Raw genomic sequence first — 24,311 nt, forward strand, 5'->3', positions numbered from 1 at the left:
GCTCTTTCTTCCTTCTCCCCTTGCGGGAGAAGGTGGCGCGAAGCGCCGGATGAGGGGTATGTCTCCGCGAACTCAAATGCGAGTTGGACTCGCGGAGACAGACCCCTCACCCGAGTGAGCCTGCATCTGTCAGCGTCGCTGCCCTCTCCCACAAGGGGCGAGGGCGCATTTATGCGCATCTCGCTTTGAGCGAGAGCATCACACCTTCGCGCGCGCACCTGCACTCACGATCGGCGGCTTCGCATTCAGCGCCTCGACCTGGAACCCCGCAACGCGCTTGTAATTTGCGGCGATGTCTTCCAGCTCCTGCTGCGACAGCACGTCGGTGACGACGTCGTAGCCGTCAGGCGCGCGCTCCTCGACGAGCTGCATCACCTGCTCGGGGCCGTTCTTGCGGTTGAGCAGGACGAGGTCGGTGGTCGCGGGCCTGCGCTCGGCCTCATAGGCGAGCAGCGCTGCAGTCGTCGGGCCATGCGCCAGGATCTCGCGCGTGATGGTGCGGGCATCGAGGATCGCCTGCGAGGCGCCGTTCGAGCCGATCGGGTACATCGGATGCGCCGCGTCGCCCATCAGCGTGACGCGGCCAAAGGTCCATTGCGACACCGGATCGCGGTCGACCAGCGGATATTCGTAGGCGTGCGGGCAGTTCTTGATCAGGCCGGGGACGTCGAGCCAGTCGAACTGCCAGCTCTCGAACCAGGGCAGAAACTCCTCCAGCCGCGCGGTGCGGTTATAATCCTCGCGCCGCCACTGATAGGTCGGCGGCATGTGGCGCTCGGCAACCCAGTTGATCAGATGGTTGCCCGCTGCGTCCGGCGCCTTCGAAATCGGATAGCAGACGAATTTCAGGATCTCGTGCCCGGCCATGATCATGGTGCGGCCGGTGAGGAACGCTTTTGACGGCGTGACGCCGCGCCAGAGGATGCGGCCGTTCCAGATCGGCGGTCCCTCCTGCGGATAGAGCTTTTCTCGCACGGCGGAATGGATGCCGTCGGCGGCGATCAGGATCGCACCCTCGTAAGTGCCGGCGGCCTTGCCGCTCGCCTTGTCGATGAAGTCGGCGCGGACGCCGCCCGCCGTCTCGGTCCAGCCGGTCAGATGGTGGCTGGTCAAGATGTTGTCGCGGCCGAGCCGCTCGACCGCAGTGTCGAGCAGAAGCTGCTGGAGGGTGCCGCGATGGATCGAGAACTGCGGCCATTTGTAGCCGGCTTCCAGCCCGCGCGGCTCGCTCCAGATCGGCTTGCCGTGCTTGGAGAAATAGGCGAGCTCGCGGGTGCGCACGCCGCTTTCGTCCAGCCGGTCCATCAGCCCGAGCTCGATCAGCTCGCGCACCGCATGCGGCAGCACGTTGATGCCGACGCCGAGCGGCTTCAGTTCCGCGACGCTCTCGAACACTTTTACGGGAACGCCGATTCCGTGCAGGCTGAGCGCAAGCGTCAGCCCGCCGATGCCGCCACCGGCGATGAGTACGGTCATGACAAAACCCCTCCGATTGCGGGCGTCTTGGCACAGGCGGGCGGCGGTGGGCAACTGCGAAGAGCAAAAGCACGGAGAACGTCCTGCTATGGACCTGGCGGCCCGCAGCCGTTAGTTTCCAATTTTCCCATGAGGTCCGACATGCTCAAGCTCTACTACGCCACCGGCACCTGCGCGCTCGCCACCTACATGACCCTGGAGGAGGCCGGCGCCGACTACACGGCTGAACGGCTGAGCTTCAAGGATAACCAGCAGAACAGCCCGGACTATCTCGCGATCAATCCGAAGGGCCGCGTGCCGGCGCTGGTGACCGATCGCGGCGTGCTGACCGAGACGCCTGCGATGCTGGCCTACATCGCGCAGACCTTCCCCAAGGCGAAGCTCGCCCCGCTCGACGATCCCTTCGACTTCGCCCAGGTGCAGTCGTTCAATTCCTATCTCTGCTCGACCGCGCACATCAACCATGCCCACAAGATGCGCGGCGCGCGCTGGGCGACGCAGGAGAGCTCGTTCGCCGACATGAAGGCGATGGTGCCGAAGAGCATGGGCGCCTGCTTCTCCTTGATCGAGCAGAAGATGTTCAAAGGTCCCTGGGTGATGGGCGACCAGTTCACGATCTGCGATCCCTACCTCCACACGCTCTCGCTCTGGCTCGAGGGTGACAGCGTCGACATCAACGCCACGCCGAAGATCGCCGACCACTTCAAGCGCATGTCCGACCGCCCCGCCGTGCGCAAGGTGATGGACGCGCAGAAGGCGTAGGCAGGGCGACGGCTTCGTAGGGTGGGCAAAGGCGCAAAGCGCCGTGCCCACCATCTATCCGCGCTATGAAAGAAGTGGTGGGCACGCTTTGCTTTGCCCACCCTACGAGAGCTTGCGCTTGGCTTGCTCCAATCCCCGTCCCGTCGCCAGCATCAGCCCCCGCAGCCAGATCGAGCCCGGATCCATCTGCGCACGGGTCGGATGGAACATGAACTGCTCGTCGATCCCGGGATCGAGCGGCGGCGTCACCGTGACGAGGCCGAGCTGCTTCGACAGCGCCGCGATCAGCCGGCGCGGCACGAAGGCGACGAGGTCGGTGCGGGCGGCGACGTGCCGCGCTTCGAGATAGCCTGACACCACCAGCGAAATGTGCCGCTCGATGCCCTTGGTCCGCAGCCAGGTGTCGATGAGATCCTCCGGTTGGCCGCGGATGATCACGCCGACATGGCGCGCTGCCAGGAACGTCTCGCGCCGCTTCAGCTTCGCAGCCATGGGATGACCGCGCCGCACCGCCAGTGCGTCGCTGTCGGTGTAGAGCAACTGGCGGTGAAAGCCCTTGAAGGCGTTGCCGATCGAGATCACGAGGTCGATGGTGCGGGCGAACTCGGTGTGAAAGATCGCAGGGCCCCGCCACGGCACGACGTCGATGCGGACGTTGGGCGCGGCCCGCGTCACCTTCTCCATCAAGGGCGGCATCAGCAGCTCGACCGCGAGATCCGGCATCATCAGGCGGAATTGCCGCTCGCTGCGCGCGGCGTCGAAGTCGTCGGGTATGAACAGCCCGCGCACCTGGTCGAGCGCCTGGGCCAGCGGTGCACGGAGCGCTTGTGCCCGTGGCGTCAGCTCCATGCGCGCGCCGGTGCGCACTAGCAGCGGATCGCCGAAGATGTCGCGCAGGCGTTGCAACGCGTGGCTCGCGGCCGGCTGCGACAGCCCGATCCGTAGCGCGGCCCGGCTGACATTGGCCTCGCGCAGCAGCGCGTCGAGCGAGGTCAGGAGATTGAGGTCAAGCGAATTCAAATTCATGAGGCGAATAGATATCATATCAACTATCGATTTGAAGAATTCTTATCCGGCAGGGATGATCTCCGTGTTGCCACCAAACGGAGATGCCGCCATGAGCGCGAGCGCCAACAAGAAACTGATGCAGGATATCTTTGCCGCCGCCGCCAGCCCCGATCCGGCCGCACGCGACCGGGCCCTGTTCACCGCAAGCCTTGCCGACGATGCCAGATGGGTCGTGACCGGCCAGTATTCCTGGTCGCGCACCTTCACCGGCAAGGAGGCGATCCTCAACGATCTGCACGGTTATGTGCGCACCCGCTTGCGCGACCGGACCCGCACCGTAGCTCACCGTTTCATCGCCGACGGCGACGTCGTCGTGGTGGAAGCCAAGGGCGACAACGTCACGCCCGAGGGCGTTCGTTATGACAACGACTACTGCCTGGTGTTTCGCCTCGAGGACGGGAAGATCAAGGAGATCCGGGAATATTGCGACTCGACCCTGACCGAGAAGGCGCTCGGTCCGTTTCCGCAGACGCCCGTGAGGGCCGCGAGCTGACCGGATTGAGGACCATCTCGTCCGCCGACCGGTGCCGTCGGCCTCGTTCGGCGATGGTCGTGTCGATCTGGCGCAGGCTGATAGCGATCGTCCATGTCAGGCGCGAGCGGTCCCAGGCCCGGTACCAGCTCGCCGCCATGAGCGACCGGGAGCTTCAGGACTGCGGCATGACCCGGGCGGAGATCGCATACGAACTGAGGAGACCGGTGCGACGGAGTTAGACGAACGGACGAGATCCAGGCGCCGCCTGCCTCCCATTTTATCGTAGCCGGCGGAACCTTCGGGTTCCGCGGGGCGTTTGCTCGGTTCGGAGGCACCGCGCATGAACGAGGCGGTCAATCTCACCAATTGCGATCGCGAGCCGATCCACATCCCCGGCAGCGTCCAGCCGTTCGGCTTCCTGCTCACGGTGCTGTCGGATTTCACGATCTGCATGGCCTCCGACAATGTCGACAGCTTTCTCGGGACTGACGTCGCCGACCTGCTCCAGCAGCCGTTGTCGCGCGTCATCTCGGAAGCCGCCGTCGAGACCATTCGCAGCCGCGTCGATCATCTCAGCGGCCCCGATACGACCGAGCGCATGTTCGGTGTCGAGCTCCAGCCCGGCAAACCGCCTTACGATCTCTCCATCCACTTCTCCGGCGCCTATCTGGTCATCGAGGCGGAGCCCAGCGTCAACGAGCCCGGCGTCAATTCCGGCGAGCTCGTCCGCCTGATGCTGGAGCGAATCCGCAAGACGCGCGGCATGACCGAGCTCGCCCGCGAGGCGGCGCGCCAGCTCAAGGTCCTGACCGGGTTCGACCGCGTCATGGTCTATCAATTTCATCCGGACGGATCGGGCGAGGTGATCGCTGAAGCTGCGGAAGCCGGCCTCGAACGGTTCCTCGGCCTGCACTATCCGGCCTCCGACATCCCCAAGCAGGCCCGCATCCTTTATCAGCGCAACTGGCTGCGCATCATCGCCGATATCAATTCGAAACCAGCCGCGTTGTTTTCGACGGCCACGCACAATGCGGGGCTGCTCGATCTCTCCATGAGCGTGCTGCGCTCGGTCTCGCCGATCCACATCGAATATCTGCGCAACATGGGCGTCGGCGCCTCGATGTCGGTGTCGATCCTGCGTGACGGCAAGCTCTGGGGCCTGTTCGCCTGCCATCATTATTCGCCGCGCTACATCTCGTTCGAGAAGCGCACCGCGTCCGAGCTGTTCGGGCAGATGTTCTCCTGGATCGTGGAGGGGCGCGAGCGCGAGGGCAATGTCGCCTATGAGATGCGCGCTCACCAGGTGCAGGAGCGGTTGATCGAGACCGCGGCCTCGCATGAGCACAGCCGGCGCGCGATCGTCGACTTCCTCGGCGACTATCGCGGGATGATCGATTGCGACGGCGTGGCGGTGTGGTCCGACAACAAGATCACGCTTCAGGGCCAGACGCCGACCGAGGACGAGGTGAAGGATCTGGTTGCCTTCATCAACCGAACCTCGCCGGGACGGATTTTCGCCAGTGCCGAGATTGCCAAGGTCTATGCCGCGGGCCAGTCCTTTCGCGACCGCGCGGCGGGATTTCTCGCCATTCCGATCTCACGGACTCCGCGCGATTGCCTGATCTTCTTCCGGCGCGAGGTCGTGCGCTCGGTGAACTGGGCCGGCGCGCCCGACAAGGTCTATGACGAGGGTCCGAACGGACCGCGGCTGACGCCGCGCAAGAGCTTTGAGCTCTGGCAGGAAACGGTGGCGGGCCAGTCGAAACCGTGGTCCACGGCCGACATCCGCATCGCCGAGAGCCTGCGCGTCACGCTGCTCGAAGTGATCCTGCAACTGTCCGACCTTGCCGCCCGCGAGCGTCGCGGCGCGCAGGAGCGGCAGGAGCTGATGATCGCCGAGCTCAATCACCGCGTCCGCAACATTTTGAGCCTCGTCCGCGCGCTGGTGGCGCAGAGCAAGGACACCGCCACGTCGGTCGAGGAATTCGCCGGCGTGCTCGGTGGCCGCATCCAGGCCTTGGCTCGCGCCCACGACCAGATCACCAATTTGAACTGGGCGCCGGTTGCGCTGCGCTCGCTGGTCGAGTCCGAGGCCGGCGCCTATCTCGGCGCGCGCGCCGGCCGCGTGAAGATGGGCGGGCCCGACGTCGCGCTCGATCCCAAGGCGTTCGCGACGCTGGCGCTCGTCGTGCACGAGATGATGACCAATTCCGCCAAATATGGCGCGCTGGCCGATTCCACCGGCAGCGTCGAGGTGGTGTGGCGTCTCGATCCGTCTTCAAGCCTTGTCATCGAATGGAAGGAGAGCGGCGGTCCGCCAGTGCAGCCGCCGTCGCGCCGCGGCTTCGGGACCACCATCATCGAGCGTTCCGTCCCCTTCGACCTCAAGGGCGAAGCCGAAATCCGCTTCGACCTGCTCGGGGTCCAGGCCAAGTTTATCATCCCGCCCAATTTTGTCGAACTGGTGCCATCAATCGGAGGAGCCGCCATGCGCGTCGAGGAGCAGCAACCCGCCCGTCCGCGAATTTCCGAGACGGCACTGATCGTCGAGGACAATCTGATCATCGCCATGGCGGCGGAAGTCATCCTGCTCGATCTCGGCGCCCGCCATGTCGATACTGCGGCGAGCGTCGACCAGGCGTTGCGCGCGATCGAGCGCACGCGTCCGGGTTTTGCGCTGCTCGATCTCAACCTCGGTAACGAGAGCAGCATCAAGGTGGCCGAGAAGCTGAAGGAGATCGGCGTGCCCTTCATGTTCGCGACCGGCTATGGCGAGCGCGCGCCGATCCCGGAAGAGCTGGCGTCCGCGCCGGTGGTCCAGAAGCCCTACACGCTGGAAGTCGTCGAGAACGCGCTCGGCAAATTGCAGGGGACGGTCGCCCAATAGACATCCATCCCGGCGACGCGTGCAGCGCTCTGCAAGCGGCTGCGGGCTTTGCACCGAAACCTGCGCAACTGCCGATAAAATCAGCAGGTCCTGTGCGGGCCGGCGCACACATGCGCGAAAAATCGGAAGGTTCAATTAACGAGTGTCCCTCATTGTACCGCGGTGCAGCGTGGGTGCCGAAAAGCGACTCGCGGCTGCCGGGGGTGGCCGTGACGATTGCCGGGGTCGTTCGTCCGCCCGAATTCACATGCACCTGGGTGGACAGTGGGAATGCCGAACTTTCGTTTGCGGATCAGGGGGCGCCTGTACGCAGGCTTCATGGCCTTGGTGGCGGTTGGTCTCGTGATGGCGGTGGTCGCCATCTGGAATTTGCGGTCCGTGCAGGACCAGGTCGCAAAGGCTTCGGCGTTTTCGGACAGCACGGCGCGTGTCCTGGAGGTCTCGACCCATCTTCAGGCGATCCAGCGCGCCAATCTGCGCTACATCTACGACGCCAGCGAGCCCGCAATGAAGGAGGCCGCAGAGCGGGAGACCGCGGCGACCGAGCTGTTGAAGGTCGGGGCGCAGGGGACGCTCTCCGAGGAGCGGCGGAAGCTCTACAACGATCTGATCGCCGACATCGCGAAAATGCGAAGCCTGCGTGACAATCTCGGCGACGCCGTCAATGAGGCGCGGACCGGCAAGGCGACGCTGCTGCCGAGCGGTGACGAGCTGACTGTCAAGATGGGCAAGCTGGTCGATGTGGCGCGCGCAGCCGTCGACGAAGACACCGGGGCCCTCGTTGCGGATCTCGAATCCAGGCTCCTTCTCGTCCAGATCGCGAACTGGCGTTTCCTGGCCCTGCGCGACAGCAAGGGGCCCGCCAACTTCAGAACCAATGTGGACAGGGCGTCGCAACGCCTCTCGGCGCTCGAAAAGAGTCCGCAGGCGACCGAACTGCGCACGACGCTCGCGCCGGTGAAGACCTCGCTCGGAATCTACAAATCCGCGTTCGAGACGACGTCGGCCGCGATGCTCCAGGCCGACGAGATCTACCACAAGAGCCTCGCGCCCCTCATCGTCGACAGCATCTCCAAGCTCAAGGTCGCAGAAGCCGCCTTGAAGAAGGACTACAAGGAGTCGCGCAGCCAGGCCGAAGCCGTGATTGACGGCACGACCACCGTGCAGGCGATCGCGGGCTGCCTTGCCACCCTGTTCGGATTGATCGTCGCCTTCCTGATCGCCCGCAGCATCGTCGGTCCCCTGACCTCGATGACGCGCGCGATGGGGCTGCTGGCCGGCGGCAATCTCGAGGTCGAGGTTCCCGGACGCGGCAAGGCCGACGAGATCGGCGACATGGCCAAGGCGATCGAGGTGTTCAAGACCAACATGATCGACACCGAACGGCTGCGCACGGAGCAGACCGAGACCGAGGCGCGGCAGGCGGAGAGCCGCAAGGCCGACATGGTCCGGCTCGCCGACCAGTTCGAGCAGGCGGTCGGCGAGATCGTCGACACCGTGTCGTCGGCATCGAACGAACTCGAGGCTTCCGCCGGCACGCTGACGGCGACCGCGACGCGCGCGCAGAATCTGTCGACCGAGGTGGCGTCGGCGTCACAGGAGGCCACGGCCAATGTGCAGGCGGTGGCGTCCGCGACCGAGCAGCTGTCCTCCTCGGTCACCGAGATCGCCCGCCAGGTGCAGGAATCCGCCCGGATCGCCAACGAGGCGGTCGGGCAGGCAAGCAGGACCAATGAGCGCGTCGGCGAGCTGTCCAAGGCGGCCGCCCGCATCGGCGACGTGGTCGAGCTGATCAGCACGATTGCCGGCCAGACCAATCTGCTGGCACTGAACGCGACGATCGAGGCGGCGCGTGCGGGCGAGGCCGGTCGCGGCTTTGCCGTGGTCGCCTCCGAGGTCAAGGCGCTGGCCGAGCAGACCGCGAAGGCCACGGGCGAAATCGCCCAGCAGGTCTCCGGCATCCAGGCCGCGACGGAGGAGTCGGTCGGCTCGATCCGGGAGATCAGCGGCACCATCGAGCGGCTGTCGGAGATCTCGTCGACGGTCGCCGCGGCCGTGGAAGAGCAGGGCGCTGCCACACAGGAAATCTCCCGCAATGTCCAGCAGGCCGCCCATGGCACGCAGCGCGTCTCGACCAATATCGGCGACGTGCAGCGCGGCGCCTCCGAGACCGGCTCGGCCTCCTCGCAGGTGCTCTCGGCGGCGCGCTCGCTGTCTTCAGACAGCAACCGGCTGAAGCAGGAAGTCGCGAAGTTCCTGGACTCGGTCCACGCCGCCTGAGCCGCAAACGCAAAAGGCCACGCGCATGCGCGTGGCCTCCAAAAGCTGCGAAGTGCGATCAGGCGACCTTCGTCGTCATGTGCTTGAACATGTTGGCGCGCGCCTCGTCGTCCATCTCGGCCTTGAAGGTGAACTTGTCCTTCAGGGCGATCGCGCGCGCCGCCGCAGGCCGCGCCGAGATCTCGTCCACCAGCCGCTTCACGTTCGGGTAGCGCGCAAAGGCATCGTCGCCGAGCTTGAACGGCACCATCCGCGCCCAGCCCCACAGCGCCATGTCGACGATCGAATAGCTGTCGCCGACCATATAGCTGCGGCCTTCAAGGTGACCGTCGAGAATCTTGTAGTGGCGATCGGTCTCGTACTGGTAGCGGTTATGCGCGTAGTCGTGGTTCTGGTCCTTCGGCGCAAAATGCTTGAAGTGCACGGCCTGGCCCGAATACGGCCCGACGCCGGTGGCAATGAACATCAGCCATGACAGCGTCTCGCCGCGGACGTTGGCGGCGGGGAGGAACTTGCCGGTCTTCTCGGCGAGGTAGAGCAGGATGGCGTTCGAGTCGAACACGATGGTGCCGTTGTCGTCGATCGCCGGCACCTTGCCGTTCGGATTGATCTTCAGATAGTCCGGCGCGAACTGCTCGCCCGTGCGGGTGTCGATCTTGACCGGCTCGAAGGCCAGGCCGGCCTCTTCGAGATAAAGCGCGACCTTGGTCGGGTTCGGCGATCCGTTGAAATAGAATTTGAGCATGTTTGTCTCCCCGATTCCCTTTTTTAGAGAATGAATGCAGCATCGTGGCTTTCTCTGCCTGAATATCGCCTGGGAGAGCAACCGGCGAGTTTGCAGGGCGGTGTCTGCGCGGTACGCAGATCAGCCGGCGTAACAAGGGCCGATCGCCGCCGTAATGGCGGTTCAAGTCCGGCTGAGCCGTTCCCGCAGGAATTCGATGAAGCGCTGCGTCTTGGCTGGCAGCAGGCGCGTCTCGGTGACTGCGTAGACGGTGACGGGCGAGCCCTGCCATTGCGGCATGATGCGACGCAGCCGGCCATCCGCCACTTCGTCGGCCACGATCTCCTGCGGCAGAAAGGCGATGCCCATGTCGAGCGTTGCGAGGCGGCGGATCAGTCCCACGTTGTTGAGCCGAAAACGGCCGCCGACGTCGGTCTGCTCCATCTGCGTGCCCCTGTGTAACGTCCACGCACTCACCTTCGTCATGCACAGGCATTGATGATGGGTGAGGTCCGCCGGTTCATGCGGCTCGCCGTTGATGTCGAGATAGCGCGGCGAGGCGTAGAGATATCCCGGCATGCGGGCGAGCGGCCGCGCGATCATGTGGGACGGCTCTGATTCTCCGACGCGGATCGCCAGATCGAACGGCTCCGATACGAGATCGACACGTCGCGGCGTCAGGTCGAATTCGAAATCGATGTCGGGATATTGCTGCGCGAATTCGGCGATCAACGGTGCGAGATAGGTGTTCGCGAAATCCACCGGCAGCGAGACGCGGAGCATGCCGCTCGGCTGCGCCAGCATCCCGTCCAGTTGCTCATGCGCCAGGCGCGCCTCGCCCACGATGCGCCTGCAGCGCTCGAAGTAGATCTGGCCGGCTTCGGTCAATTCGATCTTGCGGGTCGTCCGGTTCAACAGGCGAAGCCCGATCTCCTTCTCCAAGAGATCGATCCTGCGCGACAGCGTCGAATTGGGCATGTCGAGGGTCTTGGCGGCGCGGCGGAAGCTGCGGGCCTTCGCGACCTCCACGAACAGCGCCATATCGTTCAACAACGCCATTTTCATTATTCCATCAATGGATCAATCAGTTCCATTTTACGGTATTTATTCCACTGAGTGGAAGGTCCATCTGCCCTTTGCTGACATTGCAGGGCGAGCCATCCATGAAACGCGTAGAACTCGACAAGAACCTGAAGGTGAATCCGCCGGCGCTCGAAGGCCTCAGGCTCGCTGGATTGAATGTGGCGGTGATTGGCGGCACCGGCGGCATTGGCCGGGCGTTCAGCCGCCAATTGGCGGCCAAGGGGGCGCGTGTCCTCGTCGTCGGCCAGACGTCCCGCGATCAGAACGTGCCGGGCATCGCATTCATGCAGGCCGATCTGAGCCTGATGCGGGAAGCCAGGCGGATCGGCCGTGAGCTTCCCGCCGAGACGCTCGACATCGTCGTCTTCACGACCGGCATCATGGCGGGGCCCAGGCGTGAGGTGACGGCGGAAGGCATCGAACGCGATCTTGCCGTCAGCTATCTGAGCCGCTTCGTCATCCTGAACGCGATCACCTCTCGTCTTGGAAGTGACAGGGCCACGGCTACATTCAAGCCTCGGATATTCGTCATGGGATTCCCCGGGACGGAGCAGAGGGCCGATGTCGCCGATCTGAATTCGGAACGGAGCTACAAGCGGTTCGCGGCCCACTCGAACACCGTGGCGGGCAACGAAGTGCTTGTCCTCGAGGCCGCCAGGCGCTTTGCCGCTGTCGATGTGTTCGGCCTCAATCCCGGCTTCGTGAAGACCGATATTCGCGCCAATCTGCTCGGGTCGCGTGCGCTCGTCGCGCTGATCAACTGGCTGACCAGCTTCATGATGGTCGAGCCGGACGCCTATGCCGAGCGACTGGTGCCGCTCCTGGTGTCGCCTGATCTCAACGGCCGCAGCGGTGTCATGTTCAACAACAAGGCTGAGGCGATCCTGCCGAGCCCTTCGTCTGCGGAGCGATCTTACGCGACGGCGCTCATGGATGCCTCCGATCGATTGATCGCACGTCTGGCGCCGTGAGGCCGCGCCTCGACGCTCAACTGGAATAGAGCAGGCCGACGACGGCGATGACGATCATCCCGGCGCCGACAGCGTCCAGCCGCATCGCGAGCCGCGTTGCTGCGTGCATGCTGGAGGCCCGCGTCTTGCGCTCCGATCCGCGCGCGTAGCCATGTACGATGACGTCGTGATTGAAATTGTCATGCGCCTCGTTGCTGCTGGCGAGCCCGACGCAGACCATCAGCACGCCGAAGATCGCGAGGCCGAAAAAGCCGAGCAGGGCGATCAGGAACATAGGAAACATGCCGAGCAGGAAGATCGGCAGCAGCGGCACCAGCAGCAATGTCTCGGACTGTCGTCGCATGGGAGCCGGACCGGTCAGGACGGGGCTGATCGGTGAAATCTAGTCCTGACTGTGGCGGCATTCAAGGAGCCGTAGGGTGGGCAAAGGCGCGAAGCGCCGTGCCCACCGCGTCGCTTGCGGCATATTCCAAGGTGGTGGGCAAGCTTCGCTTTGCCCACCCTACGGGACCGCGGAGAAAACTACTCCGCCCCGATCCCCGCACGGATCTCGGCACGGAACTCGTCGATCAGCTTGAGACCCTTCTTGGTCTCGACATGCCAGAAGGTCCAGCCGTTGCAGGCTTGCGCCCCTTGCGCCACGGCGCCGATGCGGTGGATCGAGCCGACCTTGTCGCCCAGCATGATGGCGCCGTCGGCGCGCACGAGTGCGCCGAGCTTCTTCTTGGCGTCGAACAGCTTCGTGCCGGGCATGATCATGCCGCGCTCGATCAGCTCGGAGAACGCGACCCGCGGCGCTTCGCGCGCGGTCATGAACGGGGCGAGGCTTTCCTCCGGCAGCGGCTCGACCGCGGCGATGCGCGCTTCGGCGGCCTTCGCGTAGGTCTTGTCGCGCTCGAAGCCGATATAGGAGCGGCCGAGACGCTTGGCGACCGCGCCGGTGGTGCCGGTGCCGTTGAAGGGATCGATCACGAGATCGCCGGGTTTCGACGACGACAGCAGCACGCGCGCGAGCAGGCCTTCCGGCTTCTGCGTCGGATGCACTTTCTTGCCGTCGGCGCCCTTGAGGCGCTCCTCGCCGGTGCAGAGCGGGATCAGCCAGTCGGACCGTGCCTGCACGTCCTCGTTCGCGGCCTTCAGCGCTTCGTAGTTGAACGTGTAGCCCTTGGCCTTCTCGTCGCGCGCGGCCCAGATCATGGTCTCGTGCGCGTTGGTGAAGCGGCGGCCGCGGAAATTCGGCATCGGGTTCGACTTGCGCCAGACGATGTCGTTCAGGAGCCAGAAGCCGAGGTCCTGCATGATCGCGCCGACGCGGAAGATGTTGTGATAGGATCCGATCACCCAGATCGTCGCCGACGGCTTCATCGCGCGGCGGGCGGCAAGCAGCCAGGCACGGGTGAAATCGTCATAGGCGGAGAACGAATCGAACTTGTCCCAGTCGTCGTTGACGGCATCGACATGGGATTCGTCGGGGCGCTTCAGATCGCCCTTGAGCTGGAGATTGTAGGGCGGATCGGCGAACACGAGGTCGACCGAACCGGCCTGAAGCTTCGACATCTCGGCGACGCAATCACCGAGGATGATGCTGTGCGAAGCGGACTCAAAATTTGTGCGGGGCGCCCTTGCAGACGCCCCGCGACGCGACACTACCATGACTCAAGAACTCTGACTCAGGCGACGCTGTCGGCGACGCGGGACCAAACAACCGACTGACCGTTACAATGGAGCGGCAAAGTAAAAATCGACTTAACCCGCCGCTTTCGTGAGCATCCCTCGCATCGCGCACGGCGCGCGTTTCGCTCTACGCATTCGTCGTGTTTTCCAGTGTATTTCGTATTTCTTCGCGTTGCGGGAGCAGTCAGGTCGCCAAATTTCTCTCGGAAAAAATTGCACGACCCCGGAAAAAATTGCTGGCATCGGCATGCTGTCGCACTAGGCAATAATTGCCGAGCGGGATATTGATTAACGCATTGGAAATTTTACGTGTGTGGCGCGTTGAGCTTTCGCGCTTCTGCGCCCAAATGACGCCAATTGAGGACTGAGGGAAACCCGCCATGCGTTATGATGATTTCCGCCGCAGCGACGACATTGAGGATCGCCGCGACGGCGGTGGCGGCATGGGCGGCGGCGGAGGCGGGTTCGGCCTGCCGATGGGCGGCGGCGGTCTAGGCATCGGCACCATCATCGTGCTCGGCCTGGTCGGTTATGCCTTCGGCATCGATCCGCGCATCCTGATCGGCGGCGCCGAGATCCTCACCGGCGGCGGCCAGGCGCCTTCCTACCAGACCGATCGTCAGTCGACCTCCGCCAAGCGCGGCGCGCCGACCGACGAGATGGGCAGCATGATCTCCGGCATCCTCGGCGAGATCGACGACCGCTGGAGCGAAATCTTCCAGGCCAGCGGCCAGTCCTACACTGGTCCGAAGGTGGTGCTGTTCCGCAACGTCACCAATGGCGGCCGCTGCGGCCGGGCAGAGTCGGCGATGGGGCCGTTCTACTGTCCGCCGGATCGTACCATCTTCCTCGACACCAGTTTCTTCCGCGAGGTCGAGACGCGCTTCCGCGGCTGCTCCGGCAAGTCCGCCTGCAACTTCACCACCGCCTACATCATCGCGCATGAGGCCGGCCATCACATCCAGAACCTGCTCGGCATCATTCCGCGCGTGACGCGGCTGCAGCAGCAGGCCGGCAGCAAGGCCGAGGCCAATGCGCTCCAGGTGAAGGTCGAATTGCAAGCCGATTGCCTGTCCGGCGTCTGGGTCAATCGCGAGTCGAAAAAGCGTCCGAACTTCCTCGAGCCCGGCGACATCGACGCCGCGTTGACCACGGCGAGCGCGATCGGTGACGACACGCTGCAGCGCCAGGCCACGGGACGCGTCGTGCCCGATTCCTTCACGCACGGCTCGGCGGCGCAACGCAAGCAGTGGTTCATGACCGGCTACCAGCAAGGCACCGTCCAGGCCTGCAACACGTTCGGCAGCGGGTCGTAGTCGCCAGGACATCGTGCCCCGGACGCAGCGCAGCGCTTCTTCAGCGGTGCGCTGCAGAGCCGGGGCCCACAATGCCGGTCTCTCAGCTCTGGGTCCCGGCTCTGCGACGCACCGCTGACGCGTTGCATCGCGTCCGGGACACGAGAGGAAGGACCAATGGCCTCCATCGACGAAACGAAACAGTTCATCCCGCTCAACATCGCGGTGCTCACCGTGTCCGACACGCGCGCGCTCGCCGACGACAAGTCCGGCCAGACGCTGGCCGATCGCCTCACCGCGGCGGGCCATCATCTCGCCGCGCGCGAGATCGTCACCGACGATGTCGAGGCGATCCGCGCCGTCGTCCGCCGCTGGATTGCGGATACCGGCGTCGACGTCGTCATCACCACCGGCGGCACCGGTTTTACGGGGCGCGACGTCACGCCGGAGGCGATCGAGCCGCTGTTCGAGAAGCGCATGGACGGCTTCTCGATCGCCTTCCACATGCTCAGCCACGCCAAGATCGGCACGTCGACGATCCAGAGCCGCGCCACCGCCGGCGTCGCCGGCGCCACCTACATCTTCTGCCTGCCGGGCTCGCCCGGCGCCTGTCGCGACGGCTGGGACGGCATCCTCGCGGCCCAGCTCGACTACCGCACGCGTCCCTGCAATTTCGTCGAGATCATGCCGCGCCTGGACGAGCATCTGCGAAGGGCAAAGGCGCAGGGCGCGACGGTGTAAGTGCGTTGCTTTGACGCTGCTTTGCTGAGCTAGGCGCGGACCTCTTCCCTTCCCCCCTCATGTCCGCCGAAGCCTTGGCGAAGGCGGATGTGGGGGAAGGTGGCGCGAAGCGCCGGATGAGGGGTCTCCATCCGCACGGAGTACTCGGAGACATACCCAAGTGAGTTCGTATCTACTGGCGTCGCTGCCCTCTCCCGCAAGGGGCGAGGGCACAATCATGCGCATCGCGTCAGCTGCGCCAGTGATGGCGACTAGCTCTTCCGCCGCAGCGAGCCCCACACCACGCGCCACATAGTCCGGCGCGCCTCCACGTGCAGCCGTCGCGCCCGGCGCTTGTAGAGATCGACGAGCTCTCCCGTGATGAGCGCGTGCCGCCGCATCAGAGATCGCGCTCCCAGGTTTCGCCGGTGAGGTTCTGGCCAAAACTGCGATGCGGCTCGGTGGCGGTCAGCTTGAAACCTGCGTCCTGATAGATTTTTCGCGCGGCGACCAAATGGCTCTGCGTCCACAGCGTCATCCGCCGATAGCCGCAGGCGCGCGCGAAAGAGACGCATTCGGCGACCAGCCGTTGGCCTAGCCCCTGTCCGCGTGCGGCCGGATCGAGCAGCAACAGGCGAAGCTTGGCGACGTCGTCGCTGGCCTTGACCAGAAATACCGAGCCGACCGGCCGGCCTTCGATGTCGGCGATCCAGCAGCGCTCGCGCGAGGCATCATAGGAGGTCATGTATTTCGCGACGATCTCGGCGACCAGCGCCTCGAAGCCGGAGTCGAAACCGTATTCGCTGGCATAGAGCGCGCCGTGGCTCTGCACCACCCAGCCCATGTCGCCGGGCCGGGGCTCGCGCAGGGTCGCGCGCGGGGATGGCATGCGCGGCATGGCGAGCAGCCGCTCGATCGTCTCCATCGCACCGGTGAGCTTGCCGCGCTCCTCATCCGGCAGCGGCCGCAGCATCGCGGCGACGTCGTCCTGGGACGAGCGTTCGAGCTTGGCGAACGCCTGGCGGCCCTTCGCGGTCAGGCTCAGCTGAACCTGCCGGCGGTCGCTCGGAAGCGGCTTGCGCGCGATCAAGCCGCTTTCATCGAAGTTCTGCACGATGCGGCTGAGATAGCCGGCGTCGAGCCCGAGCGCGATGCCGATCTCCTTGGCCGACTGCTCGCCACCATGGGCCAGCTCGTAGAGCACGCGCGCCTCGCTCAGCGAGAACGGGCTCTTCAGGAGCTGCTGGTCGAGCACGCCGAGCTTCTGGGTGTAGAAGCGGTTGAAGGCGCGAACCGCCTGGACTTGGTCGTCAGCGACCTGTTCGGTCGAAGCGGGGACGGATGGCGAAGGGCTGGATGACGAAAGGGCGGATGGCATGGGTCACCTCGATACTTGCCATTGTCAAACAATTATTTGACTTTGGCAAGTATTAGATCGGTGACGTCAGCCGACCATGACGATCCGGCTGCGCAGCATGGTCCGGGACGAGCGGCCGAGCCGCCGGAGCAGCCGCGCCTCGGAACGGCGGGCCTGGGGCGGGTAGCCGCCGATCCGGTCGTAATGATCGCGCGCGATCAAGAGTCCCTGATCGCCGAGGGGGCCGACCAGTTTGCGCACCACGGCCCTGAGGACGTCGCGAAACCCGGTATCGGCATAAGGCGACCGTGTGTAGCGGAACACCGCCGCGCGATCCCTGCCGCTGGTCGAGACAGCCTGGATGAACTGGGTGGTTTCCTCGATCCAGCCGGTCTCCAGCACGGCGCCGGCCGGGAGGAACATCAGCCAGGGCGAACGGGCCTGGAGCGCACCGGCGGCAAGCGCCGCGCCCTGCGAAGAACCCTCGAAGCCGATGAAACGGCAGCCTGCGACGTCGGCAACGCGCTCGATGACACCGTTGCGGGTGCCATCGACCAGCAGCACTTCGCGGATGACGCCCGCGGCGGCACCAGGCACCAGCGCGGCGAGGGTTGCGACCGCCGTCTGCTCGACGCCTTCGGTCGGAATGATGACGCTCAGCATGATTGAGGCTTCGGTGTCCGCACTTCGGGAGAAGCGTAGCTCGTTATGATATTGTCATAAACACGCGGCATCGCCGAGTGCAACTTTTGGACGGCGCTTCGGTCCGCAATGGTAAGCCACGGGCAGTCCATCGCACCCGAATATGTCGCGCGCGGGGTGGCGTTGTTGCCGAATGTTTCGGCGAATCTCGTTTTCGTGAGCCTCAAACGGGGCATTCTCTGCCGATATGATCGGGACGAGGACGGCAGGTCCGCAAGGCTGCACCGGCAGTCTGACACAAACCTTGCGACGGGAAAAACGTGTAACGCTCGCCGCGCAAAATGAGATAGTCCAGTGAACGCCGATCAACTTCCCGTTGGCATAACGCCAACATCGCCGAAGCCGGAGGCCGCGCCGACCCTGCGGATCCGCGCCGTGATGCTGGGCGAACGCATCAATCCGTCCGGGCTCGAGCTTGGCGCACCTGTCTCCTCGACGCCTGCTGCCTTCCGCGTCCATGCCGGGCTCGTCGTGATCTTTCGCTACGGCGTCGTGGTGCTGATCGGCCTCCTCCCTTCGGAGGAGAAGGTGCTGATCGACAGCCTGAAACCGCGGGTGACCGGCGAGCTCAGCCCTTTTGAAGAGGAGATCGCACAGGCGCAGCTCTGCAAGGATGAGAACGCCGAGGCGATCCAGCCCGGCGGGCCGATCTGCCTCGCCAAATTCTCCGACGATCGGCTGCTGATCGTTGCGGACGCGCTCGCCAAGAGCACCTCGCTCGCCCGCGACGAGCGCCGCGTCGCCGCGGTTTTCGACGTGATCGAGCCCTTCGCGCGGGGGCTCGCCGAGCAGGGCCGCACGCCGCCCCGGCGCAAGGGCATCTTGCAACTGATCGGCAATGCACTTCTGGTCCAGCAGCGCGTCGCCGGCCGTGTCGCGGTGGCCGAGAAACCGGACGTGCTCTGGGAGAAGCCCGAGCTCGACCGCCTCTATGCCCGTCTCGAAGACGAGTACGAATTGAAGGAGCGCCTCGATACGCTCGAGCGCAAGCTCACCGCGGTGTCGGAAACCGCCAACGCGCTCACCGACATCATCGACACCCAGCGCTCGCTGCGTCTGGAAATCGCAGTCGTGGTGCTGATCGTGATCGAGGTCGTGATCGGGTGCATCCAGATCCTGTCGGGCACGCATTAGATCGGCCTGAGATCGGCCTGCACGCCACTGTGCGGGCGGGGAACCGTCGTTCATGTAGATGAACGTTGATCCAAATCAAAGGCACGAAGCTCCAGCGCACGAGACTTCGATCGGACCCGCGGTCAACGCGATGTGCAGCTGTCCGCGGCTTCCTCCCTCGAAGAAGGAGTACGCTGATGTTGCGTCAAGCTCTCATCGCTTCGGCAGCCGCAGCTATGCTGCTTGTCGCCTTCACTCCCGATGACGCATCTGCCCGCGGCGGTCGCGGCGGCGCCATGCGCGCAGGAGGTTTCCACGGCGGTGCCGTGCGGGCAGGAGGCTACCGCGGGGGCGCGGTCGCGGCGCGTGGATATCGGGGCGGTGCTGTCGCCGTGCGCGGCGGGCGTTACGGCTATCGGGGCGCTTATGCAGGGTATCGCGGATATCGTTACGGCGTCGGTGCGGCGGCAGTGGGGGCCGCGGCGATCGGCGCAGCTGCGACGGGGGCCTACTACCGCAGCGGCTGCGGCTATGACGCTTACGGAAACTATGTTTGCCCGGGCGGGTACTCTCCGTACTGAGCGGAGCGACGTAGTTGGCCCATGGTGCTCGAAGCGCTGGCGAAATCGTTTGCTTTGAGCACCATGGTCCTTTCGACAGTGGCGCAGCAGCGCTGCGACAAGTCATGGCCCGACAAGTCATGGCCCGCTGAAATTCTCCCACGGGGGAGAAGGGAAAGATGCAGCGGTCGACCGGGCTTTCATTTCTCTCGCAGCACAGCCGCGCAATGCCGAGCGATCGTCAGCTCCTCATTCGTCGGAATGACGAACACATTGACGGTGCTGCCACTGCCGCTGATCCGCTCGCATGCTGCGTCATTCGCACCCGCGTCAATATGCACGCCGAGCCACCCAAGCCGCTCACCAATCGCGGCGCGGATTTCCTTCGCATGCTCGCCGATGCCGCCGGTGAAGACCAGACAGTCCAGTCCGCCCAGTGTGGTCGCCATCACCGCGACCTGCTGCGCCGCACGGAAGACGAACAGGTCGACCGCTTCCCGCGCCGCAGCCTCGCCGCTTGCCAGAAGCGTGCGCATGTCGGCAGAGATGCCGGAGACGCCGAGCAGGCCTGACTCGTGATAGAGCAGGTGCTGGACATCCTCGACCGACATCCTCTCGTGCTGTTGCAGATAGAGCAGCACGCCGGGATCGATGGTGCCGCTCCGGGTGCCCATCACGAGGCCATCGAGCGGCGTCAGCCCCATCGTGGTGTCGACGCTGTGGCCATCGCGCAACGCGCACAGGCTGGCGCCATTGCCGAGATGCGCGATGACGGTGCGCTTGGCAACGAACTGCGGCGCGATTTTCGCGAGGCGCCCCGCGACATATTCGAACGAGAGGCCGTGAAAGCCGTAGCGCCGGATACCGCGCTCTTCATAGCGCCGCGGGATGGCGAAGCGGCTCGCGGGTGGCGCCATGCTGTGATGAAAGGCGGTGTCGAAACATGCGATCTGCGCCAGGTCGGGCTTTATTGCCCTGATGGTGCGGACTGGTTCAAGGCACCGCGGCTGGTGCAGCGGCGCCAGTGGCGTCAGTGCGTCCAGCTTTGCGTAGACGTCGTCAGTCAGCTCAACCGGGCCCGAATAATCCGGCCCGCCATGAACGATGCGGTGACCGACGGCGCGCAGGCGGTGGTCGGCAAAACGCTCCTCGATGAAGCCGAGCACCTCCGCGAACAGATGACCGCTGTCCGCATCGGATGCTTCCCTCTGCGTCTCGAACAGGTCTCCGCCCGCAGGGCTTTTCACCACGAGCCGCGGCTTCGCCTCATGCTCGTCGAGCAGGCCCTTGCAGAGCAGGGCAGGCTCGTCCGCCGCGATGTCGAACAGGCCGAACTTGATGCTCGACGAGCCCGAGTTGAGCACGAGGGCCGACGCCGTCATGACGTCAACCCGCTTTGCCCGGCCAGACCCAGTCGCGAATTTCAGGCATGTCCTCGCCGTGCTCGCGCACATAGTGCGAATGTTCGATCAGTCTGTCGCGGAACTGCTGTTGCACCTGCGCGGCCCTGGTCGCCAGACCCGGCACGCGCGCGATCGCCTCGATCGCGAGGTGATAGCGGTCGAGCCCGTTGAGCACGACCATGTCGAACGGCGTCGTCGTGGTGCCTTCCTCGGCAAAGCCGCGCACATGCATTCCGGCATGGTTGGTGCGGTTATAGGTGAGACGGTGGATGAGATAGGGATAGCCGTGATAGGCGAAGATCACGGGCTTGTCTGATGTGAACAGGCTGTCGAAGTCACGGTCGGACAGGCCGTGCGGGTGCTGGTCTTTCGGCTGCAGCGTCATGAGGTCGACGACGTTGACGACGCGGATCTTCAGGTCGGGCAGCGCCTTGCGCAGCAGATCGACGGCGGCGAGCGTCTCCAGTGTCGGCACGTCGCCGGCGCAGGCCATCACGACGTCGGGCTCGCCATCCGCATCCTCCGTGCCGGCCCAGGTCCAGATGCCGATGCCGGCATCGCAATGCGTGGCGGCGTCCTGCATCGACAGCCATTGCGGCGCCGGCTGCTTGCCGGCGACGATGACGTTGATGCGGTCATAGGTGCGCAGGCAGTGATCGGCGATCCACAACAGCGTGTTGGCGTCGGGCGGGAAGTAGATGCGGACGATGTCGGCCTTCTTGTTGGCGACGAGATCGACGAAGCCGGGATCCTGATGGCTGAAGCCGTTATGGTCCTGCCGCCAGACATGCGAGGTCAGGAGATAGTTCAGCGAGGCGATCGGTCGCCGCCAGGGCAGATGTCGCGTCACCTTCAGCCATTTGGCGTGCTGGTTGAACATGGAATCGACGATGTGGATGAAGGCCTCGTAGCAGGAGAACAAGCCGTGCCGTCCCGTGAGCAGATAGCCCTCGAGCCAGCCCTGGCAGAGATGCTCGCTCAAAACCTCCATCACCCGGCCGTCCTGTGCGAGATGCACGTCGTAAGGCTCCGTCGGCTCCATCCAGACCCGTTCCGTCGCCTCGAACACGGCATCGAGCCGGTTTGACGCGGTCTCGTCCGGGCCCATGATGCGGAAGTTGCGCGCCTCGGCGTTGAGGCGGATGACGTCGCGCAGGAATTTGCCGAGCTCGCGCGTTGCTTCGCCGGTGACGCCGCCGGGCTGCGGCACGTCCAACGCAAAACTGCGGAAGTCCGGCAGTTTCAGCTCCTTCTTCAGCAGGCCGCCATTGGCGTGCGGATTGGCGCCCATGCGCCTGTTACCTTCGGGCGCCAGCGCCTGGAGCTCGGGAATGAGCGCGCCGCTGCCGTCGAACAGCTTCTCGGGCTCGTAGCTGCGCATCCAGTTTTCGAGGATTTTCAAGTGCGCCGGGTTCTCGCGACAGCTCGCAACGGGAACCTGATGCGCACGCCAAAAGCCCTCGACCTTCTTGCCGTCGACCTCCTTCGGGCCGGTCCAGCCCTTCGGGCTGCGCAGCACGATCATCGGCCAGCGCGGCCGCTCGACGCTGTTGCGGCCGTCGCGGGCATGCTGCTGGATCGAGCGGATGCTGGCGAGCGCGACGTCTAGCGCGTCCGCCATGGCCTGGTGCATCAATTTGGGATCGTCGCCCTCGACGAACAGCGGCTCGTGGCCGAACCCGCGGAACAGGTCGCGGATCTCCGCGTCGCGCATCCGTCCGAGCACGGTCGGGTTCGCGATCTTGTAGCCGTTGAGGTGCAGGATCGGCAGCACAGCGCCGTCATGGGCGGGATTGAGGAACTTGTTGGAGTGCCAGGACGCCGCGAGCGGGCCGGTTTCCGCCTCGCCATCGCCGACGACGCAGGCGACGATCAGGTCGGGATTGTCGAATGCGGCGCCATAGGCGTGCACCAGCGCGTAGCCGAGTTCGCCGCCTTCGTGGATCGAGCCCGGCGTTTCCGGCGCCGCGTGGCTCGGAATGCCGCCGGGGAAGGAGAACTGCCTGAAAAGTTTTCGCAATCCGTCCGTATCGCGCGCGACGTCAGGATAGATTTCGCTGTAGCTGCCTTCGAGATAGGTGTTGGCCACCATGCCCGGGCCGCCATGGCCGGGACCGCAGATATAGAGCACGCTGACATCGAGCGCGCGGATGACGCGGTTGAGATGGGCGTAGATGAAGTTCAAACCGGGCGTCGTGCCCCAATGGCCGAGCAAACGCGGCTTGATGTGTTCCGGCCGCAACGGCTCGCGCAGCAGCGGATTGTCGAGCAGATAGATTTGCCCGACGGAGAGGTAGTTCGCGGCGCGCCAATAGCGATCGAGCAGATCGAGCTCGCTGCTCCCTGAGGCCGATTGTCGTTGATTTGTCATGTTCCTGCTGACCTTCACCCAGCGATCGACACCAACTTTGTTCCGGTGCGATTGATCCCTGTCCGGCATCGAACAGGATCGCCGCGACCTGTGTGTTGCGTGAGGTCAAGGGACCGCGCCCGAAATTTGGGCGGCTACTTTGCATGGGGTTGTTTTTCAGTTTTTTGTTTGTGTTCTTGATTTGTTCCTTTGGCGTGCTATCTTGGCTTCATGAGTCCAGCATCCTCTCATGCTCTCAAGCACCCGCCGGTCACGGCGCCCTCCGAGCCGGCGGGTGCGGACTCTGATTTTCCCGGACTGGCGGTCGCCATCGACAAGCAGCGCAGGCGAGGGCGGGGCGCGCAGTCCAATGCCAGCGGCCGCTTCGAGGCCGAGGCCCGCGTCGCCTTCGACGACGGCTGGCAGAGCCTGGAGGAGCTGCCGCCGTTCAAGACCGACGTCGGCGTCGACACCTCGCGCAAGGTGATCACCCGCAACGAATCCCCCGATATCGGCTTCGACCGCTCGATCAATCCCTATCGCGGCTGCGAGCACGGCTGCGTCTATTGCTTCGCGCGGCCGACGCACGCCTATCTCGGCCTGTCGCCGGGGCTCGATTTCGAGTCAAAGCTGTTTGCTAAGCCAGATGCGCCGGCGCTGCTCGAGAAGGAGCTGGCCGCGACCGGCTACGAGCCGCGGATGATCGCGATCGGGACCAACACCGATCCGTATCAGCCGATCGAGCGCGAGCGTAAGATCATGCGCGGCATTCTCGAAGTGCTGGAGCGCGCCGGCCATCCCGTCGGCATCGTCACCAAGTCGGCGCTGGTCGTGCGCGACATCGACATTCTCGCGCGGATGGCCAAGCGCAACCTCGCCAAGGTCGCGATCTCGGTCACCTCGCTCGATCCAAAGCTCGCGCGCACTATGGAGCCGCGCGCGGCGACGCCGCCGAAGCGGCTGGAGGCGCTGAAGCAGCTCTCGGAGGCCGGTATTCCGACCACCGTGATGGTCGCGCCCGTGATCCCCGCGCTGAACGATTCCGAGATCGAGCGCATTCTCGATGCCGCCGCCCATGCCGGCGTCAAGGAAGCCTCCTATGTGCTGCTGCGGCTGCCGCTGGAGGTGCGTGATCTCTTCCGCGAATGGCTGATGGCCAATTATCCGGACCGCTACCGCCACGTCTTCACCCTGATCCGCGACATGCGCGGCGGCCGCGACTACGACGCGAAATGGGGCGAGCGGATGAAGGGCACCGGACCGATGGCCTGGACCATCGGCCGCCGCTTCGAGATCGCCTGCGACAGGCTTGGGCTGAACAAGCGGCGCTCCAAGCTGACGACGGATCACTTTGCGAGGCCGAAGCGGAACGGCGATCAGCTCAGCCTGTTCTGATCGGGAAACGGAAGAG

Annotated in this window: 22 protein-coding genes; 11 read left to right on the forward strand and 11 right to left on the reverse strand. The window is 64.8% G+C overall.

Features of this window, described 5'->3' with window-relative positions:
• Nucleotides 1-198: 198 nt before the first annotated feature.
• Nucleotides 199-1,476 carry a flavin-dependent oxidoreductase gene (locus J4G43_RS13735; protein ID WP_208085114.1) on the reverse strand — a complete coding sequence of 426 codons (1,278 nt, stop codon included), beginning with the start codon at nt 1,474-1,476 and terminating at the stop codon, nt 199-201.
• A 141-nt stretch (nt 1,477-1,617) separates the two neighbouring features.
• Between J4G43_RS13735 and J4G43_RS13740 the strand changes: the two genes are divergently transcribed.
• Entirely contained in the window at nt 1,618-2,238 is a 621-nt protein-coding gene (locus J4G43_RS13740) for a glutathione S-transferase family protein (protein WP_071917660.1), read from the forward strand.
• A 102-nt stretch (nt 2,239-2,340) separates the two neighbouring features.
• Here J4G43_RS13740 and J4G43_RS13745 read toward each other — a convergent pair whose 3' ends face one another.
• The gene (locus J4G43_RS13745; protein ID WP_208085115.1) at nt 2,341-3,264 is read right to left on the reverse strand and encodes a LysR family transcriptional regulator; all 924 of its coding nucleotides are present in this window, start codon (nt 3,262-3,264) and stop codon (nt 2,341-2,343) included.
• A gap of 91 nt (nt 3,265-3,355) precedes the next feature.
• On the opposite strand from J4G43_RS13745, the gene J4G43_RS13750 reads away from it, so the two are divergent.
• The 4 genes from J4G43_RS13750 to J4G43_RS13765 all read left to right on the forward strand — a co-directional run bounded on the left by J4G43_RS13750 (nt 3,356) and on the right by J4G43_RS13765 (nt 8,948).
• The gene (locus J4G43_RS13750; protein ID WP_208085116.1) at nt 3,356-3,799 is read left to right on the forward strand and encodes a nuclear transport factor 2 family protein; all 444 of its coding nucleotides are present in this window, start codon (nt 3,356-3,358) and stop codon (nt 3,797-3,799) included.
• 53 nt (nt 3,800-3,852) lie between these two features.
• Nucleotides 3,853-4,020 (forward strand): DUF1127 domain-containing protein, encoded by a 168-nt coding sequence (locus J4G43_RS13755; protein ID WP_071916162.1) that lies wholly within the window; start codon nt 3,853-3,855, stop codon nt 4,018-4,020.
• 101 nt (nt 4,021-4,121) lie between these two features.
• On the forward strand, nt 4,122-6,668 hold the full coding sequence (locus J4G43_RS13760; RefSeq protein WP_208085117.1) for an HWE histidine kinase domain-containing protein: 2,547 nt from the start codon (nt 4,122-4,124) through the stop codon (nt 6,666-6,668).
• 270 nt (nt 6,669-6,938) lie between these two features.
• Nucleotides 6,939-8,948 carry a HAMP domain-containing methyl-accepting chemotaxis protein gene (locus J4G43_RS13765; protein ID WP_208085118.1) on the forward strand — a complete coding sequence of 670 codons (2,010 nt, stop codon included), beginning with the start codon at nt 6,939-6,941 and terminating at the stop codon, nt 8,946-8,948.
• 58 nt (nt 8,949-9,006) lie between these two features.
• On the opposite strand, the gene J4G43_RS13770 is transcribed toward J4G43_RS13765, so the two are convergent.
• Nucleotides 9,007-9,693: a glutathione S-transferase family protein gene (locus J4G43_RS13770; protein ID WP_208085119.1), complete on the reverse strand. Its 687-nt coding sequence runs from the start codon at nt 9,691-9,693 to the stop codon at nt 9,007-9,009.
• Between the two features lie 162 nt (nt 9,694-9,855).
• Entirely contained in the window at nt 9,856-10,731 is an 876-nt protein-coding gene (locus J4G43_RS13775; protein ID WP_208085120.1) for a LysR family transcriptional regulator, read from the reverse strand.
• Between the two features lie 104 nt (nt 10,732-10,835).
• Here J4G43_RS13775 and J4G43_RS13780 point away from each other — a divergent pair, with 104 nt between their 5' ends.
• Entirely contained in the window at nt 10,836-11,726 is an 891-nt protein-coding gene (locus J4G43_RS13780) for an SDR family NAD(P)-dependent oxidoreductase (RefSeq protein WP_225004880.1), read from the forward strand.
• A 16-nt stretch (nt 11,727-11,742) separates the two neighbouring features.
• Here the strand turns inward: J4G43_RS13780 and J4G43_RS13785 are convergent, their stop codons facing one another.
• Together J4G43_RS13785 and J4G43_RS13790 are read right to left on the reverse strand one after the other, a co-directional pair.
• Entirely contained in the window at nt 11,743-12,069 is a 327-nt protein-coding gene (locus tag J4G43_RS13785) for a hypothetical protein (protein WP_071916154.1), read from the reverse strand.
• Nucleotides 12,070-12,248: 179 nt separating this feature from the next.
• Nucleotides 12,249-13,379 (reverse strand): site-specific DNA-methyltransferase, encoded by a 1,131-nt coding sequence (locus J4G43_RS13790; RefSeq protein ID WP_071916153.1) that lies wholly within the window; start codon nt 13,377-13,379, stop codon nt 12,249-12,251.
• A 401-nt stretch (nt 13,380-13,780) separates the two neighbouring features.
• On the opposite strand from J4G43_RS13790, the gene ypfJ reads away from it, so the two are divergent.
• Nucleotides 13,781-14,716 (forward strand): KPN_02809 family neutral zinc metallopeptidase, encoded by a 936-nt coding sequence (gene ypfJ / locus J4G43_RS13795; RefSeq protein WP_063985124.1) that lies wholly within the window; start codon nt 13,781-13,783, stop codon nt 14,714-14,716.
• A gap of 156 nt (nt 14,717-14,872) precedes the next feature.
• Nucleotides 14,873-15,436, forward strand: a complete 564-nt coding sequence (moaB, locus tag J4G43_RS13800; protein ID WP_071916152.1) for a molybdenum cofactor biosynthesis protein B — start codon at nt 14,873-14,875, stop codon at nt 15,434-15,436.
• 251 nt (nt 15,437-15,687) lie between these two features.
• Here the strand turns inward: moaB and J4G43_RS55310 are convergent, their stop codons facing one another.
• The 3 genes from J4G43_RS55310 to J4G43_RS13810 form a co-directional block, all read right to left on the reverse strand.
• The gene (locus J4G43_RS55310) at nt 15,688-15,816 is read right to left on the reverse strand and encodes a hypothetical protein (protein WP_256461537.1); all 129 of its coding nucleotides are present in this window, start codon (nt 15,814-15,816) and stop codon (nt 15,688-15,690) included.
• A complete protein-coding gene (locus J4G43_RS13805; RefSeq protein WP_071916151.1) occupies nt 15,816-16,793 on the reverse strand; it encodes a bifunctional helix-turn-helix transcriptional regulator/GNAT family N-acetyltransferase in 978 nt (325 codons plus the stop codon). The genes J4G43_RS55310 and J4G43_RS13805 overlap by 1 nt, the downstream gene beginning before the upstream one ends.
• Nucleotides 16,794-16,859: 66 nt before the next feature.
• Nucleotides 16,860-17,435, reverse strand: coding sequence for a glycosyltransferase family protein (locus tag J4G43_RS13810; protein ID WP_071916150.1), 576 nt, complete (start codon nt 17,433-17,435; stop codon nt 16,860-16,862).
• Between the two features lie 333 nt (nt 17,436-17,768).
• Here J4G43_RS13810 and J4G43_RS13815 point away from each other — a divergent pair, with 333 nt between their 5' ends.
• Both J4G43_RS13815 and J4G43_RS13820 read left to right on the forward strand, forming a co-directional pair.
• Nucleotides 17,769-18,608, forward strand: coding sequence for an RMD1 family protein (locus tag J4G43_RS13815; RefSeq protein WP_071916149.1), 840 nt, complete (start codon nt 17,769-17,771; stop codon nt 18,606-18,608).
• A 176-nt stretch (nt 18,609-18,784) separates the two neighbouring features.
• Nucleotides 18,785-19,168: a hypothetical protein gene (locus tag J4G43_RS13820; RefSeq protein WP_071916148.1), complete on the forward strand. Its 384-nt coding sequence runs from the start codon at nt 18,785-18,787 to the stop codon at nt 19,166-19,168.
• A 179-nt stretch (nt 19,169-19,347) separates the two neighbouring features.
• Here J4G43_RS13820 and J4G43_RS13825 read toward each other — a convergent pair whose 3' ends face one another.
• A complete protein-coding gene (locus tag J4G43_RS13825; protein WP_208085121.1) occupies nt 19,348-20,529 on the reverse strand; it encodes an acetate/propionate family kinase in 1,182 nt (393 codons plus the stop codon).
• 4 nt (nt 20,530-20,533) lie between these two features.
• Entirely contained in the window at nt 20,534-22,921 is a 2,388-nt protein-coding gene (locus tag J4G43_RS13830; protein WP_208085122.1) for a phosphoketolase family protein, read from the reverse strand.
• Between the two features lie 210 nt (nt 22,922-23,131).
• Here J4G43_RS13830 and J4G43_RS13835 point away from each other — a divergent pair, with 210 nt between their 5' ends.
• A complete protein-coding gene (locus J4G43_RS13835; protein WP_208085123.1) occupies nt 23,132-24,295 on the forward strand; it encodes a PA0069 family radical SAM protein in 1,164 nt (387 codons plus the stop codon).
• Nucleotides 24,296-24,311 lie beyond the last annotated feature (16 nt).

It is taken from the genome of Bradyrhizobium barranii subsp. barranii (genome assembly GCF_017565645.3).
GTDB lineage: Bacteria > Pseudomonadota > Alphaproteobacteria > Rhizobiales > Xanthobacteraceae > Bradyrhizobium > Bradyrhizobium barranii.

What these genes read in the sequence shown, in the direction of transcription:
- J4G43_RS13765 (WP_208085118.1), top strand. Translation starts at nt 6,939, where the DNA reads ATGCCGAACTTTCGTTTGCGGATCAGGGGGCGCCTGTACGCAGGCTTC.
- J4G43_RS13835 (WP_208085123.1), top strand. Translation starts at nt 23,132, where the DNA reads ATGAGTCCAGCATCCTCTCATGCTCTCAAGCACCCGCCGGTCACGGCG.
- J4G43_RS13750 (WP_208085116.1), top strand. Translation starts at nt 3,356, where the DNA reads ATGAGCGCGAGCGCCAACAAGAAACTGATGCAGGATATCTTTGCCGCC.
- J4G43_RS13810 (WP_071916150.1), bottom strand. Translation starts at nt 17,435, where the DNA reads ATGCTGAGCGTCATCATTCCGACCGAAGGCGTCGAGCAGACGGCGGTC.
- J4G43_RS13775 (WP_208085120.1), bottom strand. Translation starts at nt 10,731, where the DNA reads ATGGCGTTGTTGAACGATATGGCGCTGTTCGTGGAGGTCGCGAAGGCC.
- J4G43_RS13825 (WP_208085121.1), bottom strand. Translation starts at nt 20,529, where the DNA reads ATGACGGCGTCGGCCCTCGTGCTCAACTCGGGCTCGTCGAGCATCAAG.
- J4G43_RS13830 (WP_208085122.1), bottom strand. Translation starts at nt 22,921, where the DNA reads ATGACAAATCAACGACAATCGGCCTCAGGGAGCAGCGAGCTCGATCTG.
- moaB (WP_071916152.1), top strand. Translation starts at nt 14,873, where the DNA reads ATGGCCTCCATCGACGAAACGAAACAGTTCATCCCGCTCAACATCGCG.
- J4G43_RS13805 (WP_071916151.1), bottom strand. Translation starts at nt 16,793, where the DNA reads ATGCCATCCGCCCTTTCGTCATCCAGCCCTTCGCCATCCGTCCCCGCT.
- J4G43_RS13820 (WP_071916148.1), top strand. Translation starts at nt 18,785, where the DNA reads ATGTTGCGTCAAGCTCTCATCGCTTCGGCAGCCGCAGCTATGCTGCTT.
- J4G43_RS13770 (WP_208085119.1), bottom strand. Translation starts at nt 9,693, where the DNA reads ATGCTCAAATTCTATTTCAACGGATCGCCGAACCCGACCAAGGTCGCG.
- J4G43_RS13735 (WP_208085114.1), bottom strand. Translation starts at nt 1,476, where the DNA reads ATGACCGTACTCATCGCCGGTGGCGGCATCGGCGGGCTGACGCTTGCG.
- J4G43_RS13740 (WP_071917660.1), top strand. Translation starts at nt 1,618, where the DNA reads ATGCTCAAGCTCTACTACGCCACCGGCACCTGCGCGCTCGCCACCTAC.
- J4G43_RS13745 (WP_208085115.1), bottom strand. Translation starts at nt 3,264, where the DNA reads ATGAATTTGAATTCGCTTGACCTCAATCTCCTGACCTCGCTCGACGCG.
- J4G43_RS13790 (WP_071916153.1), bottom strand. Translation starts at nt 13,379, where the DNA reads ATGGTAGTGTCGCGTCGCGGGGCGTCTGCAAGGGCGCCCCGCACAAAT.
- ypfJ (WP_063985124.1), top strand. Translation starts at nt 13,781, where the DNA reads ATGCGTTATGATGATTTCCGCCGCAGCGACGACATTGAGGATCGCCGC.
- J4G43_RS13760 (WP_208085117.1), top strand. Translation starts at nt 4,122, where the DNA reads ATGAACGAGGCGGTCAATCTCACCAATTGCGATCGCGAGCCGATCCAC.
- J4G43_RS13755 (WP_071916162.1), top strand. Translation starts at nt 3,853, where the DNA reads ATGGTCGTGTCGATCTGGCGCAGGCTGATAGCGATCGTCCATGTCAGG.
- J4G43_RS13785 (WP_071916154.1), bottom strand. Translation starts at nt 12,069, where the DNA reads ATGCGACGACAGTCCGAGACATTGCTGCTGGTGCCGCTGCTGCCGATC.
- J4G43_RS55310 (WP_256461537.1), bottom strand. Translation starts at nt 15,816, where the DNA reads ATGCGGCGGCACGCGCTCATCACGGGAGAGCTCGTCGATCTCTACAAG.
- J4G43_RS13780 (WP_225004880.1), top strand. Translation starts at nt 10,836, where the DNA reads ATGAAACGCGTAGAACTCGACAAGAACCTGAAGGTGAATCCGCCGGCG.